The 14,466-nt window shown below is 74.5% G+C and carries 15 protein-coding genes; 5 read left to right on the top strand and 10 right to left on the bottom strand.

Annotation, left to right across the window (positions count from 1 at the left end; translation table 11 throughout):
- Positions 1-208: 208 nt before the first annotated feature.
- The 5 genes from ACZ67M_RS04955 to ACZ67M_RS04935 are packed head-to-tail and all read left to right on the top strand — an operon-like array spanning position 209 to position 5,961.
- Positions 209-1,384 carry an ADP-ribosylglycohydrolase family protein gene (locus ACZ67M_RS04955; protein WP_469849745.1) on the top strand — a complete coding sequence of 392 codons (1,176 nt, stop codon included), beginning with the start codon at positions 209-211 and terminating at the stop codon, positions 1,382-1,384.
- Positions 1,381-2,544 (top strand): ADP-ribosylglycohydrolase family protein, encoded by a 1,164-nt coding sequence (locus ACZ67M_RS04950; RefSeq protein WP_392009258.1) that lies wholly within the window; start codon positions 1,381-1,383, stop codon positions 2,542-2,544. Before ACZ67M_RS04955 ends, ACZ67M_RS04950 begins: the two co-directional genes overlap by 4 nt.
- The gene (locus ACZ67M_RS04945; RefSeq protein WP_469849562.1) at positions 2,544-3,911 is read left to right on the top strand and encodes an ADP-ribosylglycohydrolase family protein; all 1,368 of its coding nucleotides are present in this window, start codon (positions 2,544-2,546) and stop codon (positions 3,909-3,911) included. Before ACZ67M_RS04950 ends, ACZ67M_RS04945 begins: the two co-directional genes overlap by 1 nt.
- A complete protein-coding gene (locus tag ACZ67M_RS04940) occupies positions 3,908-5,140 on the top strand; it encodes a CaiB/BaiF CoA transferase family protein (RefSeq protein WP_392103600.1) in 1,233 nt (410 codons plus the stop codon). The genes ACZ67M_RS04945 and ACZ67M_RS04940 overlap by 4 nt, the downstream gene beginning before the upstream one ends.
- On the top strand, positions 5,137-5,961 hold the full coding sequence (locus ACZ67M_RS04935; RefSeq protein ID WP_361361458.1) for an HpcH/HpaI aldolase/citrate lyase family protein: 825 nt from the start codon (positions 5,137-5,139) through the stop codon (positions 5,959-5,961). The genes ACZ67M_RS04940 and ACZ67M_RS04935 overlap by 4 nt, the downstream gene beginning before the upstream one ends.
- Positions 5,962-6,022: 61 nt before the next feature.
- Here ACZ67M_RS04935 and lgt read toward each other — a convergent pair whose 3' ends face one another.
- The 10 genes from lgt to ACZ67M_RS04885 all read right to left on the bottom strand — a co-directional run bounded on the left by lgt (position 6,023) and on the right by ACZ67M_RS04885 (position 14,460).
- Positions 6,023-7,039 (bottom strand): prolipoprotein diacylglyceryl transferase, encoded by a 1,017-nt coding sequence (gene lgt, locus ACZ67M_RS04930; RefSeq protein ID WP_392009251.1) that lies wholly within the window; start codon positions 7,037-7,039, stop codon positions 6,023-6,025.
- Between the two features lie 110 nt (positions 7,040-7,149).
- Positions 7,150-7,923 carry a DsbA family protein gene (locus tag ACZ67M_RS04925; RefSeq protein WP_392009248.1) on the bottom strand — a complete coding sequence of 258 codons (774 nt, stop codon included), beginning with the start codon at positions 7,921-7,923 and terminating at the stop codon, positions 7,150-7,152.
- Between the two features lie 85 nt (positions 7,924-8,008).
- Entirely contained in the window at positions 8,009-8,824 is an 816-nt protein-coding gene (gene trpA / locus ACZ67M_RS04920; protein WP_361361464.1) for a tryptophan synthase subunit alpha, read from the bottom strand.
- Positions 8,821-10,107 (bottom strand): tryptophan synthase subunit beta, encoded by a 1,287-nt coding sequence (gene trpB, locus ACZ67M_RS04915; RefSeq protein WP_469849560.1) that lies wholly within the window; start codon positions 10,105-10,107, stop codon positions 8,821-8,823. Before trpB ends, trpA begins: the two co-directional genes overlap by 4 nt.
- A gap of 108 nt (positions 10,108-10,215) precedes the next feature.
- Entirely contained in the window at positions 10,216-10,389 is a 174-nt protein-coding gene (gene trpM, locus ACZ67M_RS04910; RefSeq protein WP_392009244.1) for a tryptophan biosynthesis modulator TrpM, read from the bottom strand.
- 21 nt (positions 10,390-10,410) lie between these two features.
- The gene (trpC, locus tag ACZ67M_RS04905) at positions 10,411-11,220 is read right to left on the bottom strand and encodes an indole-3-glycerol phosphate synthase TrpC (protein ID WP_052841514.1); all 810 of its coding nucleotides are present in this window, start codon (positions 11,218-11,220) and stop codon (positions 10,411-10,413) included.
- A gap of 117 nt (positions 11,221-11,337) precedes the next feature.
- Positions 11,338-11,790 (bottom strand): DUF2752 domain-containing protein, encoded by a 453-nt coding sequence (locus ACZ67M_RS04900; protein WP_385802609.1) that lies wholly within the window; start codon positions 11,788-11,790, stop codon positions 11,338-11,340.
- Positions 11,791-11,883: 93 nt separating this feature from the next.
- The gene (locus ACZ67M_RS04895) at positions 11,884-12,135 is read right to left on the bottom strand and encodes an HGxxPAAW family protein (RefSeq protein ID WP_122614899.1); all 252 of its coding nucleotides are present in this window, start codon (positions 12,133-12,135) and stop codon (positions 11,884-11,886) included.
- 108 nt (positions 12,136-12,243) lie between these two features.
- Positions 12,244-12,885, bottom strand: a complete 642-nt coding sequence (locus tag ACZ67M_RS04890; RefSeq protein WP_125491019.1) for a TIGR02234 family membrane protein — start codon at positions 12,883-12,885, stop codon at positions 12,244-12,246.
- Between the two features lie 84 nt (positions 12,886-12,969).
- Positions 12,970-14,460: an anthranilate synthase component I gene (locus ACZ67M_RS04885; RefSeq protein ID WP_392103661.1), complete on the bottom strand. Its 1,491-nt coding sequence runs from the start codon at positions 14,458-14,460 to the stop codon at positions 12,970-12,972.
- Between the last annotated feature and the right edge of the window lie 6 nt (positions 14,461-14,466).

Here is a 14,466-nt window from a genome sequence, read left to right as displayed (position 1 = left end):
CCGTCACGGACCCGCACCCGCGGGGCGGCCCGGCCGCCGGCCTGCCGCGGTCCCCGCAAGCCGCACCGCTCGCAAACCCGCCCGGCCGGGGAACCCTCGTGCCCGAGGCGGGGGCGGAGGTGTGGCCGTGAGCGGGGTCCGGGCCGGCGTGGAGACGACGGTCACCACCGCGTACGTCGAGGCGCCCGGGGAGTCGGCGCCCGCCGGGATGGGGCAGCGCCCCGCGCCCGAGGCCGGGGCTCCCCGTGCGGTGCCGGGGCGTGACCGGGTCGAGGGGCTGCTCCTCGGTCTGGCCGCGGGGGACGCGGCCGGCTGGCCCGCCGCCCGGCACCGGGCCGCCCGGATGCCGGAGTGGACCCGCCGCCTCACCCGCGAGCTGGACACCTTCGCCGAGCAGAACGCGACCACCACCCTCCCGGTCCCCATCGCCCTGAACCAGCCCCCCGAGCCCTTGCGCCTCGGCCCCTCGGACGACGCCGAGTGGGCGGCCTTCGCGGCCGAGGCACTGCTGCGGGCCGGCGACGACAGCGTGCTCGGCGACCTGAGCCGGGACCGCCGGATGCGGGCGGCGATCGACCTGACCTGGAACGCCGTCGCCAGCGAGGTGGCCGCGGCGACGGAACGCGCCCCGGAGCCCGAGTCGGCCGTACTGCCACTGCGCGCCCGCATCTCGGTACGGGCCGGGCTCGGCAACCTCGCCGCGGGCCTGCGCCCGCCCGCCACCGGCCACGACAACCCGCACTACTTCGACGACGCCGCCTGCGTGCGGGCCTGCGTGCTCGCCGTCGCCCACCCGGGCGACCCGCGCCTCGCGGCGGACCTCGCCGAGTTCGACGCCCGCTACACCCAGGACGGCGACGGCGTGCACGGCGCCCGGGCGATGGCGGCGGCGCTGGCCGGCGCCCTCACCGGCGCCGACGTGGACACCTGTGTGGCGGCCGCCCTCGCCGAACTCCCCGAGGGGACGGAGATCGGCCGCAACGCCCGCCAGGCACTGGCCCTGGCGGCGGACGCCGAGAGCACCTTCGCCCTCGTCCCGCTCCTCGAGCACCAGATCGTCGACCACGTCTACAGCTACGGCATCGCCGCCGCCGAGACCGTCCCGGTCGCCCTCGCCCTGGCCACCGCCGCCCGGGGCGTCCTCGCGGCGGCGGTCCCCGCGGCGGCCTGTCTGTCCAGGGTCGCGGACTCCGCCCCCGCGCTGGCGGGCGCCCTCACCGGCGCGCTGGGCGGCGGCACCTCGGTGCCCGCGTCCTGGCGGGACACCTGCCGCACCCTCCCCGGCTGCGTACTGCCCAGGCTCACCGGCACCGACCTCGTCGAACTCGCCGGACTCCTGCACGCCACGCAGCCGACCCGACCCGAAGGAGGACGCACGTCATGACAGCCCGCACCCCGCGCCCCGGCCCGGCGACCCTGGAGGAGCGCGTCACCGGCGCACTCGTCGGCGCGGCCGTCGGCGACGCGCTCGGCGGCCCGGTCGAGGGCTACTCGCCCGAGCAGATCCTCGAACGCCACGGCGGCCGGATCCACGGCGTCGTCGGCCCCTGGAACGGCGACGACTGGCGCACCGCCCGCCCCCTCGCGCCGTACCACAAGGGCGACGGCCACGTCACCGACGACACCCTGATGACCCACGCGCTGGTCCGGGTGTACGGCACGGTCCGCGACCACCTCGACGCCTACGCGGTCGCCGAGCACCTGGTCCCGGACCTGATGACGCACCCCCGGTGGATCCCGGAGCTGGAGACCGAGGCGCTCCCGCTCCAGCGGATCTTCCTCGCCGAGAAGTGGCTGGTGGCGCGGATCCACTACGGCCACGTGGACCCGCGCGAGGCGGGCACCGGCAACATCGTCAACTGCGGTGCCGCGATGTACATGGCGCCGGTCGGCCTGGTCAACGCCGCCCACCCGGCGGGGGCGTACGCCGAGGCCCTGGACGTCGCGGGCGCCCACCAGTCGTCGTACGGCAGGGAGGCGGCCGGTGTCTTCGCGGCGGCGGTGGCCGCGGCCTGCGCGCCGGGCGCGACGCCGGACTCGGTGGTGGCCGCCTGTCTGGCCCTGGCCAAGGACGGCACACGGGCCGCGATCGAGGCGGTCTGCGACGTGGCCGCGCGGTACTCGGACTTCGAGTCGGCGCTGGCCCCGCTGCGGGAGGCGGTCACCCCGTACGACACGGTGGGCCCCGACTACCGCGCGCCCTCGCTGGGCGCCCGCCGCCCGTCCCGGCTGCACGCGATCGAGGAGCTGCCCGTCGCCCTCGGCATGCTCATCGTCTCCGGCGGCGACTGCCGGCACGCGGTGCTCGGCGCGGTCAACTACGGCCGCGACTGCGACTCCATCGCCACGATGGCGGGCGCGCTGGCCGGGGCGCTGGGCTCACCGGTCCCTCAGGAGTGGGCCAAACGGGTCGCGGAGGCCAGTCGGCTCGATCTGTGGGAACCGGCCGCGACGCTGAGCGCGGTCGCCCGGGAGGTCTTCGAGCGGGACCTGGCGCGGCGCCGCGAGCACGAGCGGGCGTTCGGCGCGATCGGGGGTCCGTGATGCTGCGGCTGACCTGGGTGCAGCCCGAGGACCTGATCGGCCACGAGCTGCGCCAGGCGGCCCTGGAGGGCCGCGACGCGTCGGCGGTCGCCGCCCGCTGGGAGGCGGCGGGCGGCGACCCGGCCCCCGACCGCGCGGGCGCGTCCCCCCGGCCCGCCTCCCGCCACCTACGGCTCCTGGCGGAGGAACTGCTGGACGACCTGGCCGGGCTGGCGAACCCGACCGCCGCCGCGGAACCGACCGGTCTCGACCGGATCAGGGCCCTGTGTCCCGACTGGCCGGTCCCGGCCGCCCCGGCGGCCTCGTCCGTGTCCCCGGCCCGGCTGGAGGCCGCCTGGCTGGGCCGGGCCGTCGGCTGCCTGCTCGGCAAGCCCGTCGAGAAGCTCCCGCTGACCGGCATCCGCCGCATCGGCCGCGCCACCGGCAACTGGCCCCCGACGGGCTACTTCACCGCCCGTGGCCTCCCAGCGGACCTCGCGGCCGCCCACCCCTGGAACCGCCGCTCCGCCGCCACCTCCCTCGCCGAGAACATCGACGGGATGCCCGAGGACGACGACCTCAACTACCCGCTCCTCAACCTCCTGCTCCTCCAGCGTCACGGCAGGAACTTCAGCACCGCCGACGTGGCCCGCGTGTGGCTCGACGAGCTACCCGCCGGCCGCACATTCACCGCCGAGCGCGTCGCCTACCGCAACCTGCTCTCCGGCCTGGAACCCCCCGCCACCGCCCACCACCGCAATCCCTTCCGCGAGTGGATCGGCGCCCTGATCCGCGCCGACGTGCACGGCTGGACCAACCCCGGCGACCCGGCCGCCGCGGCCGAACAGGCCCACCGCGACGCCGCCCTGACCCACACCGCGAGCGGCGTCCACGCGGCCATGTTCGCCGCGGCCGCCATCGCCACCGCCGCCACCGGCACCCACGACGTGCACACCTGCCTGCGCACCGGCCTCGCGGTCGTCCCGCCCGGCTCCCGCCTGTCCGCAGCCGTGCGCCACGCCGTCCGCCTCGCCCGGGCGCACGCCGACTTCGACACGGTCGTGGACGAGCTGCACGCCCGCCACTCCCCCACTCACCACTGGGTGCACGCCGTGCCCAACACCGCCCTGATCGCCGCCGCCCTCACCCACGCGGACGGCGACTTCACCGGCTCGGTCTCCCGCGCGGTCTCCGGGGGCTGGGACACCGACTCCAACGGCGCCACCGTCGGCGGCGTCGCCGGACTCCTCGCCGGCTCCCCCGCCGCCCTGCCCGAGCACTGGACGGGCCCGCTGAAGAACCGCCTGGCCACGTCGGTCGGCGACTTCGACGGCACCGGTTTCGACACCCTCGCCCACCTCACCCACCGGGAGGCCACCCGCCCATGACCCAGCCCGCCGTGAACGCCGTCCCCGGCTCCGTCACCGCCGCCCCCGCCCCGCTCACCGGTCTGCGGGTGCTCGACCTCGCCACCCTCTTCGCGGGCCCGCTCGCCGCCACCATGCTCGGCGACTTCGGCGCCGAGGTGGTCAAGGTCGAACACCCCTCCCGGCCCGACCCGTCCCGGGGCCACGGCCCGTCCAAGGACGGCATCGGCCTGTGGTGGAAGATCCTGGGCCGCAACAAGCGCACGATCACCCTGGACCTGTCGAAACCCGCCGGACGCACCACCCTGCTGCGCCTCGTGTCGACCGCGGACGTCGTCATCGAGAACTTCCGTCCCGGCACGCTGGAGAAGTGGGACCTGGGCTGGGACGAGCTGTCCGCCGTCAACCCCCGCCTGGTCCTCACCCGGGTCACCGGCTTCGGCCAGTTCGGCCCGTACGCGCGCCGCCCCGGCTTCGGCACCCTCGCCGAGGCCATGAGCGGCTTCGCCGCGATGACCGGCGAACCGGACGCCCCGCCGACGCTGCCCCCGTTCGGGCTCGCCGACTCGATCGCCGCGCTGGCCACGTCGTACGCGGTGATGACGGCACTGGCCGCGCGCGAGCGCACCGGCGAGGGGCAGGTCGTCGACATGGCGATCATCGAGCCGATCCTCACCGTCCTGGGCCCGCAGCCCACCTGGTACGACCAGCTCGGCCACGTCCAGCCGCGCACCGGCAACCGCTCGCAGAACAACGCCCCGCGCAACACCTACCGCACCGCCGACGGCACCTGGGTCGCCGTGTCCACCTCGGCCCAGTCGGTCGCCGAGCGGGTGATGCGCCTGGTGGGCCGTCCCGAGCTGATCGACGAGCCCTGGTTCGCGTCCGGTGCCGACCGGGCCCGCCACGCCGACGTCCTGGACGCGGCGGTCGGCGACTGGATCGCCCGGCACGGCCGCGCCGACGTGCTCGCCGCCTTCGAGAAGGCCGAGGCGGCCGTGGCACCGATCCAGGACGTGCGGGACGTGATGACCGACCCGCAGTACCAGGCCCTCGACACCGTCACCACCGTCGACGATCCCGAGCTGGGCCCGCTGCGCATGCAGAACGTCCTCTTCCGGCTCTCCGCGACCCCGGGCGCCATCCGCTGGGCGGGCCGTCCGCACGGCGCGGACACGGAGGAGGTGCTGACCGAGCTGGGGCTCACCCCGGCGGACGTGAAAGAGCTGCGTGAGGAGGGCGTCGTATGACCGCACCCCCGCTGACCTGGCTGTACGCGCCCGGGGACCGGCCCCGGGTGGTCGCCAAGGCGCTGGCCGCCGGGGCCGACGTCGTGGTGGTCGACCTGGAGGACGCGGTCGCCCCGGACCGCAAGGAGTACGCCCGCGAGGCCACCGCGGAACTGCTCACCGAGCCGCAGCCGGTGCCGGTGCACGTCCGCGTCAACGCCCTGGACGGCCCACTGGCCGCCGCGGACCTCGGGGCGCTGGCCGCGCTGCCGGGGCTGTCCGGCCTGCGGCTGCCCAAGGTGACGTCCCCCGGGCAGATCACCGGCGTGGCGGCGGCCACCGGCGGGCCGCCCCTGTACGCGCTGCTGGAGACCGCCCTGGGCGTGGAGCGGGCGTACCCGATCGCCGCGGCCCATCCGGCGCTGCGCGGCATCGCGCTGGGCGAGGCGGACCTGCGGGCCGACCTGGGCGTGCACGGGGACACCGGCCTCGACTGGTCGCGCTCCCGGGTGGTGGTGGCCGCGCGGGCGGCCGGCCTGGCGCCGCCGTCGCAGACGGTGCATCCGGACACCCGGGACCTGGAGGGCTTGGCGGCGTCCTGCGCGCACGGCCGCGCCCTGGGGTTCCTCGGCCGCGCCGCGATCCACCCCCGCCAGCTGCCGATCATCGAGCGGGCGTACCTGCCGACCGAGCGGGAGCTGGAGGAGGCGGAGACGATCGTCAAGGCGGCCAGCGTGCAGCCGGGCGCGCAGGCGCTGCCGGACGGCCGGTTCGTCGACGCCGCGGTGGTGGCGACGGCCCGGCGCACCCTGTCGCTGGCCCGGCGGCCCGTCCTGTCCTGACACGCGCCGAGGGCGCCCGGTGGAGATCCGGGCGCCCTCGGCGACGTCGTACGGCGGGCCGTCAGCCCTTCTTGGCGGAGTCGGCGCCGTCCTTCACGTCCCGCGCGTCGTCCGCGTCGCCGGCCGCCTCGTCCGGAGTGCCGGCGTCGTCCTCCGTGGCGCCGGACCCGGCGTCCTCGTCGGTGGTGTCCGCGTCCGCCTTCGCGTCGTCCCCGGCGGAGCCTTCGGATCCGTCGGCACCGTCGGCGCCGTCGGACGGCCCGGCACCCGGCTCGACCACGGCCTCCCGGCCCGGACGCGACCGCGCCGAGAGCACCATGTAGACCACGGCGAGCACGAAGACGAGCAACGCGGTCCAGTTGTTGAGCCGCAGGCCGAGGATGTGGTGGGCGTCGTCGACGCGCATGTACTCGATCCAGAACCGGCCCGCGCAGTAGGCGGCGACGTAGAGGGCGAACGCCCGGCCGTGGCCCAGCTTGAAGCGGCGGTCGGCCCAGATGACGAGCGCGGCGACACCGATGCACCACAGCGACTCGTACAGGAACGTCGGGTGGTAGGTGCCCGGGACCCGCCCGTCGGTCGTCGAGGTGATCTCCACGGCCCACGGCAGGTCGGTCGCCTTGCCGTACAGCTCCTGGTTGAACCAGTTGCCCCAGCGGCCGATGGCCTGCGCGAGGGCGATGCCGGGGGCGACGGCGTCGGCGTACGCGGGCATCGGGATGCCCCGGCGGCGGGCGCCGATCCAGGCGCCCAGCGCGCCGAACGCGATCGCGCCCCAGATACCGAGGCCGCCCTCCCAGATCTTGAAGGCGTCGACCCAGTCACGGCCCTCGCTGAAGTACAGCTGGTAGTCCGTGATCACGTGGTAGAGCCGGCCGCCGATCAGGCCGAAGGGCACCGCCCAGACCGCGATGTCGGCCACCGTGCCCGGCCGCCCGCCCCGGGCGATCCAGCGGCGGTTGCCGAGCCAGACGGCCACGAAGACGCCGATGATGATGCAGAACGCGTAGCCGCGCAGCGGGATGGGACCGAGGTGCAGCACCCCGCGCGACGGGCTGGGAATGAAGGCAAGTTCCATGGCAGGGTCGACGCTACCGTGTCGGACGGGAGGCGCGGCGGGCAGCCCGGCTACGGGTCCGTAACGAGCACGCGGATCACCGCGCCCGCACTGCCCCACCGCCGCCCGCCCTACTTGTTGGCGTCCTCCACCATCTGCTTCAGCTTGGCCGGGGTCATCGACTGGTCCTGGTAGATGTTCGTGCCGTCCAGCAGCACGGTCGGGGTGCCGCTGAAGCCGCCGTTCTGGAAGGCCTTGTTGGACTTCTCCACCCAGCTGTTGTGCCTGCCGTTGCGCACGCACTCCTGGAACGGGGTGGTGTCGAGGCCGTCGACCTTGCCCGCCAGGTCGATCAGCCGGTCCTCGTCGGCGAAGGCGTCGTCGCTCTCGGGCGGCTGGTTGGTGAACAGCACGTCGTGGTACGAGGTGAACTTCCCGGCGTCCTGGGCGCAGGCGGCGGCATTGGCGGCCTTGCGGGAGCCGGTGCCGCCCATGTTGCCGTCGATGATGGTCGCCAGGTGGTACTCGACCTTGAGCTGTCCGGACTCGGTCAGCTCGTGGATCGTGTCGCGGTACGCCAGCTCGAAGCCCTTGCAGGCCGGGCAGCGGAAGTCCTCCCAGACGGTGAGCGTCGACTTGGCGCCGTCCTCACCGACGGGGATCGCGAGGCCGTCCTTGCCCTGCGCGCCCGAGGGCGCCACGACCGGTCCGGCCGAGTCGCTGCCGTCGTCCTTGCCCGCGTTCGCCGCGACGACGCCGATCACCGCCGCGAGCCCCAGGACGCAGACCACGCTCGCGCCGACGATCAGCGCGCGGCGGCGCCTGTCCCTGGACCTGTGCTTCTCGCGCTCGGCCGCCAGCTTCTCCCGGGCGGTGCGCTTTCCCTGTCGGTTCTTCTCGCTCACACCCGCAGAACGAACCGGGGAGGCGCAGCGCGCCTCCCCGGTCGAAGGTCCACCCGTACGAGGGACCCTGGTCACGTGCCCGTCGTCACGCCTTTCCGCGTACGCCCTTCGCCAGGTCGGCGGCGAGGGCGCGGACGCCTTCCAGACCCGCCGCGTCGTCGGGGGCGTCCAGCATGCGCTTGACGAACGCCGAGCCGACGATCACACCGTCGGCGAAGCCGGCCACCTCGGCGGCCTGCGCGGCGTTGGAGACGCCGAGTCCGACGCAGACCGGGATGTCGGTGGTGGCGCGGGTGCGCCGCACCAGGTCCTCGGCCTGCGCGCCGACCGACTCACGGGTGCCGGTGACGCCCATGAGGGATGCGGCGTAGACGAAGCCGCTGCCGGCCGCGGTGATCTCGGCAAGCCGCGCGTCCTTGCTGCTGGGCGCGACCACGAAGACGGTGGCGAGCCCGTGCTTCTCCGCGTGCTCCCTCCACAGCGCCGACTCCTGGACCGGCAGGTCGGGCAGGATGCACCCGGCGCCCCCGGCCTCGGCCAGCTCGGCGGTGAACCGCTCGACGCCGTAGCGGTCGATGGGGTTCCAGTACGTCATGACGAGGATCGGCTTGCCGGTGGCGGCGTGGGCCTCCCGGACCGTGCGCATCACGTCGGCGATGCGGACACCGCCCTTGAGGGCGATGTCGTCGGCGGTCTGGATGACCGGGCCGTCGAGCACCGGGTCGCTGTGCGGCAGGCCCACCTCGACGACGTCGGCGCCGCCGTCGAGCGCTGCCTTGATCGCCTCGATGCCGCCGTCGACGGTGGGGAACCCGGCCGGGAGGTAGGCGATGAGGGCGGCGCGGCCCTCGGACCTGGCCCCGGCGAGGGTGTCGTCCAGCAGCTGTACGTTCCCGCTCACTTGGCGTCCCCCTCGATCTCCGCGGTGGTGCCGGCGTCGTCGGCGGCGACCTCGGCGTCCGTGTCGTACAGCCCGAAGTAGCGGGCGGCGGTGTCCATGTCCTTGTCGCCGCGGCCGGACAGGTTGACGACGATCAGCCCGTCCTTGCCCAGTTCCTTGCCGACCTCCAGGGCGCCGGCCAGCGCGTGGGCGCTCTCGATGGCCGGGATGATGCCCTCGGTGCGCGACAGCAGGCGCAGGGCCTGCATGGCGGCGTCGTCGGTGACCGCGCGGTACTCGCCGCGGCCGGAGTCCTTGAGGTAGGAGTGCTCGGGGCCGATGCCCGGGTAGTCCAGACCGGCCGAGATCGAGTACGGCTCGGTGATCTGGCCCTCGTCGTCCTGGAGGACGTAGGAACGGGAGCCGTGCAGGATGCCGGGTTCGCCCGCGGTCAGGGTGGCCGCGTGCTCGCCGGTCTCCACGCCGTGCCCGGCGGGCTCGCAGCCGATGAGGCGGACGTCCGCGTCGGGGATGAAGGCGTGGAAGAGGCCGATGGCGTTGGAGCCGCCGCCGACGCAGGCGATCGCGGCGTCGGGGAGGCGTCCGGCCTGCTCCAGGAGCTGGCGGCGGGCCTCGACGCCGATGACGCGGTGGAAGTCGCGCACCATCGCCGGGAAGGGGTGCGGTCCGGCGACGGTGCCGAAGAGGTAGTGCGTGCGGTCGACGTTGGCGACCCAGTCGCGGAACGCCTCGTTGATGGCGTCCTTCAGGGTGCGGCTGCCGGACTTCACGGCGATGACCTCGGCGCCGAGCATCCGCATGCGGGCCACGTTCAGGGCCTGGCGCTGGGTGTCGATCTCGCCCATGTAGATGGTGCAGTCGAGGCCGAAGAGGGCGCAGGCCGTCGCCGTCGCCACGCCGTGCTGACCGGCGCCGGTCTCGGCGATCACGCGGGTCTTGCCCATGCGCTTGGTGAGCAGGGCCTGGCCCAGCACGTTGTTGATCTTGTGCGAGCCGGTGTGGTTCAGGTCCTCGCGCTTGAGGAAGACCCGGGCGCCGCCGGCGTGCTCGGCGAAGCGGGGAACCTCGGTCAGGGAGCTGGGGCGGCCGGTGTAGTGGACGAGGAGGTCGTCCAGTTCGCGGGCGAACTCCGGGTCGGACTTGGCCTTGTCGTACTCGACGGCGACCTCGTCGACCGCGGCGACGAGGGCCTCGGGGATGAACTTGCCGCCGAACGCCCCGAAGTAGCCTTCGGGGCTGGGGGTTTGACCCTCGGGGTCGGGGATGAAGAAGTTGCTGGGCATGCGTGTACCTCACGGTGAGTGTCTGACGTGACTAATCGCCGTGGGGGCGGGTGTCGTGTGTCGGCTACCCACGCGACGGAGTCGCAGATGCAACAGAGCCCCGCGCCCCTAGGTGGGCTGCTGCCATCGCATGCCATTGACCTGGCCGGGCTCGTCTCCGATGACGTACCGCACCCGGCGGCCGTGGATCCGGCGCGCGGGGGCGCGGCAGCCGCGGGGGCGGCAGCCTCGCGCCAGGCGCGCGTACGGATCCCTGGTGGCCAGGGTGAGCGGGAGAGTCATCGTCGGTCAGCCTACCGGGCGTCAGCCGCGGCCGTGGCGCAGTGCCGGGTGCTCGCCGGCGGCCACCAGGTCGGAGACGGCCGTCTTCGGGTCGCGGCCGGTGACCAGGGACTCGCCGACCAGGACGGCGTCGGCGCCCTCGTTGGCGTAGGCGATGAGGTCGTGCGGGCCGCGGACGCCGGACTCGGCGACCTTGACGATGTGCGCGGGGATCTCCGGGGCGACCCGTTCGAAGGTGCCGCGGTCGACCTCCAGGGTCTTCAGGTTGCGCGCGTTGACGCCGATGACCTTGGCCCCGGCGTCCACCGCGCGCTCGACCTCGTCCTCGTCGTGCACCTCGACGAGCGGGGTGAGACCGATGGACTCGGCGCGCTCGATCAGGGACTCCAGCGCGGGCTGGTCGAGCGCCGCGACGATCAGCAGCACGAGGTCGGCGCCGTGCGCGCGGGCCTCCCACAGCTGGTACGAGGTGACGACGAAGTCCTTGCGGAGCACGGGGATGTCCACCCGGGCGCGGACCGAGTCCAGGTCGGCCAGGGAGCCGCCGAAGCGGCGCTCCTCGGTGAGGACGGAGATGACGGCGGCGCCGCCCGCCTCGTAGTCCGCGGCGAGTCCGGCGGGGTCGGCGATGGCCGCCAGCGCGCCCTTGGACGGGCTGGAGCGCTTGACCTCGCAGATGACCTTGACGCCGTCGCCGCGCAGGGCGGCCACACCGTCCTTCGCGGGACGGGCCTTGGCCGCGCGCTCCTTGAGCTCGTCGAGGCTGACGCGCGCCTGCCGCTCCGCGAGGTCGGCACGGACTCCGTCGATGATCTCGTCGAGCACACTCACGCGAGCGGCCCCCTTTCAGACGGCGAAACCGGTGGTCACTGTGATGGTATCCGGAGCCGGGCACAGGGCCCGCATCCGGCCGCCGCCGGTCCCATTACCTGGACATTCATCGGATGATCAAGGGCGGAGCCAGCCACCGAACGGCAGGTTCCGGACAACCGTGAAGACCAGCAGCAACGTCCCCAGCGCCCACAGGTGGACCGGTCGCAGTTCGACCCGCAGCGGCCGGCCGCGGGCCGCGCGGACCACCCAGACGGTCCACAGGACGGCGAACCCCAGATAGCCCAGGACCGCCGTCGTGTTGGCCTGCAACGCGGCGAGCAGGTCCCCGTGGGCGAAGGCGTGGGCGCTGCGCAGGCCGCCGCAGCCGGGGCAGAGGACCCCCGTGAAGCGCAGCAGGGGGCAGACGGGGTAGTGCCCGGGTTCGTTGGGGTCCACGGCGCCCACGTACGCGAAGGCCCCGGCGACGGCCGCGAGCACCGCGGCCGGGACGGCGAGGCGGGCGGCCCGGCCCTTCGGTACGGCACTGGTCGGGGGCGGCTGTGCGGTCTCGGCGTCCACGCCCCGCATTCTGCCCCCGACGGTCCCCACCCGCACGTGAGGGGCGGTCCCGGCACCCTGTGCCGCTCCGCCCCTCCGGTGGGTCCGTGACGCCGTGCGGGGTCAGCCCTTGGCGTCGGCCGTGGCGCGCTCGCCGGCGACCTGGTGCACGGGGTGGCTGTGCTTCGGCTGGCCGAGGCCCATCATCCGCATGATGTAGCCCACCACACCACCGAGGGCGACGACCGCGAGGCCGGCCCAGAAGCCCGCCGGCTGGGCCGCCACCATGAACAGGCCCGCGATGCAGAAACCGATGAAGGCGATGATGACACCGGTCCAGGCGGCCGGGGTGTGACCGTGGCTGCTGCCCGCCATTGCTTGCTCCTCGTTGCTGTGTGCCGTGTCTGAGCAGGACGCTCGTACCCATTGTCCCGCACCCCCGCACGCGCCGTGAGCGGGGGTGCTCCGCAGGGGGACGGCGCGTCAGGCGCTGGTGGGGTCCTCGCCGCGGTCGATGGCCTTCCAGAGGTCCTCGGGACGGTCCGGGTCGACGGTCTGCGGCTTGCGGCGCGGGCGCGGGGTGCCGTCGCGCTCGTAGCGGCCGGACATCGCGGGCCACTGGCGGCCGTAGCGCAGCGCGAGCAGCCCGGCGAGCAGCAGCAGGGCGCCGCCCACGGCCGCGACGTACGGCCAGGCGGTGTGCGAGAGGACGTCCACGGTGGCCGAGGTGTCGCCGGCGGCCTTCGCGGCCTGGTCGTCCAGGGCGGAGCTGTCGGAGGCGCCGGCCAGGGCGGCGGCGATGGTGCCCGCGCCGCTCAGCGCGAGCAGGCCGGCCACCGCGAAGCGGCCCGCGCGGCGGACGGCGAACACGGCGACGAGCGCGGCGAGGCCCACTATGGCCAGCGCCGCGGGCACGCCCGTGACGTCGCTGCCCTTGGCGGTCAGGGGGAACGCGCCGCCGGCCACCGTCGCGGTGCCCTCCGCCCACTCCTGCCGGGTGGCGAGCAGGGCGACGGCGGCGCCGAGCGCACCGCACAGCAGGGCGACGGCGAGGCTGCGCCGGCCGGCCCGGGCGGGTCCTGCGGCTGGGGTACGGGGGTGAGGAACGGCTGTCACGTACTCCACTATCACCCGAACCCCGGGCGAACCGTCACCCGGGGTTCGGATTGGCCGGCGTGAGAATCGCCCCACCGCTCCGGCGGGTTGGCCCTATTGCGCCAGCCGGTTGGCCGTGTGTACGGCGCGCAGCACCGCCGCCGCCTTGTTGCGGCACTCGGTGTCCTCCGCGACGGGGTCGGAGTCGGCGACGATGCCGGCGCCCGCCTGGACGTACGCCGTGCCGTCGCGCAGCAGCGCGGTGCGGATGGCGATGGCGGTGTCGGAGTCGCCCGCGAAGTCGAGGTAGCCGACGCAGCCGCCGTACAGGCCGCGCCGGGAGGGTTCGAGTTCGTCGATGATCTGGAGGGCGCGCGGCTTGGGGGCGCCGGAGAGGGTGCCGGCCGGGAAGCAGGAGGTGAGGACGTCGAAGGCGGTGCGGCCGGGGGCGACCCGTCCGGTGACCGTCGAGACGATGTGCATGACGTGCGAGTACCGCTCGACGGACATGAAGTCGACGACCTCGACCGAGCCGGGCTCGCAGACCCGGCCGAGGTCGTTGCGGCCGAGGTCGACGAGCATCAGGTGCTCGGCGCGCTCCTTGGGGTCGGCGAGCAGTTCGTCGGCGAGGGCCTGGTCCTCCTGCGGGGTGGCGCCGCGGGGCCGGGTGCCGGCGATGGGGTGCACCATGGCGCGGCCGTCCTCGACCTTGACCAGGGCCTCGGGCGACGACCCGACGACGTCGAAGCCGTCGAGGCGGAGCAGGTACATGTACGGGGAGGGGTTGGTGGCCCGCAGCACCCGGTACACGTCCAGCGCGCTCGCGGTGCACGGCGTCTCGAACCGCTGGGAGGGGACGACCTGGAAGGCCTCCCCCGCGCGGATGCGCTCCTTGATGTCCTCGACGGCCTCCTGGAAGTCGGGGCCGCCCCACAGCGCGGTGTACTCGGGCAGCTCGGACGGCGGCAGGGCGGCCGGGGGCTGGGCGACCGCGCGCGTGAGGTCGGCCTCCATGACGTCCAGGCGGGCGATCGCGTCGGCGTAGGCCTCGTCGACGCCGGTCTCCAGGTCGTTGTGGTTGATCGCGTTGGCGATCAGCAGGACCGAGCCCTCCCAGTGGTCCATGACGGCGAGGTCGCTGGTGAGCAGCATGGTCAGCTCGGGGAGCTTGAGGTCGTCCCGCTCCCCCGGGCCGACCTTCTCAAGGCGGCGCACGATGTCGTAGCCGAGGTAGCCGACCATGCCGCCGGTGAAGGGCGGCAGGCCCAGGTCGTGGGCGAGGTCGCGGGGGGTGTGCAGGGCCTCGACGGTGGCGCGCAGCGCGGCGAGCGGGTCGCCGTCGGTGGGGACGCCGACGGGTGGGGTGCCCTGCCAGTGGGTCTGCCCGTCCTTCTCGGTGAGGGTGGCGGCGCTGCGGACGCCGACGAAGGAGTACCGGGACCAGGATCGTCCGTTCTCGGCGGACTCCAGCAGGAAGGTGCCGGGGCGCTCGGCCGCCAGCTTGCGGTACAGCGCCACGGGGGTGTCGCCGTCGGCGAGGAGCTTGCGGCTCACCGGGATCACGCGGCGGTCGGCGGCCAGCTTGCGGAAGGTCGGGAGATCCATGTCGTC

The sequence above is a fragment of the Streptomyces sp. NPDC107500 genome (assembly GCF_055582785.1).
Note: the sequence above shows the minus strand (reverse complement) of the source record. Positions and strands in the feature narration are given on the sequence as shown.

Coding starts and splice junctions, on each gene's coding strand:
- ACZ67M_RS04955 (WP_469849745.1), top strand. CDS start 209: ATGGGGCAGCGCCCCGCGCCCGAGGCCGGGGCTCCCCGTGCGGTGCCG.
- ACZ67M_RS04950 (WP_392009258.1), top strand. CDS start 1,381: ATGACAGCCCGCACCCCGCGCCCCGGCCCGGCGACCCTGGAGGAGCGC.
- ACZ67M_RS04945 (WP_469849562.1), top strand. CDS start 2,544: ATGCTGCGGCTGACCTGGGTGCAGCCCGAGGACCTGATCGGCCACGAG.
- ACZ67M_RS04940 (WP_392103600.1), top strand. CDS start 3,908: ATGACCCAGCCCGCCGTGAACGCCGTCCCCGGCTCCGTCACCGCCGCC.
- ACZ67M_RS04935 (WP_361361458.1), top strand. CDS start 5,137: ATGACCGCACCCCCGCTGACCTGGCTGTACGCGCCCGGGGACCGGCCC.
- lgt (WP_392009251.1), bottom strand. CDS start 7,039: ATGGAACTTGCCTTCATTCCCAGCCCGTCGCGCGGGGTGCTGCACCTC.
- trpB (WP_469849560.1), bottom strand. CDS start 10,107: ATGCCCAGCAACTTCTTCATCCCCGACCCCGAGGGTCAAACCCCCAGC.
- trpM (WP_392009244.1), bottom strand. CDS start 10,389: ATGACTCTCCCGCTCACCCTGGCCACCAGGGATCCGTACGCGCGCCTG.
- ACZ67M_RS04900 (WP_385802609.1), bottom strand. CDS start 11,790: ATGCGGGGCGTGGACGCCGAGACCGCACAGCCGCCCCCGACCAGTGCC.
- ACZ67M_RS04895 (WP_122614899.1), bottom strand. CDS start 12,135: ATGGCGGGCAGCAGCCACGGTCACACCCCGGCCGCCTGGACCGGTGTC.
- ACZ67M_RS04885 (WP_392103661.1), bottom strand. CDS start 14,460: ATGGATCTCCCGACCTTCCGCAAGCTGGCCGCCGACCGCCGCGTGATC.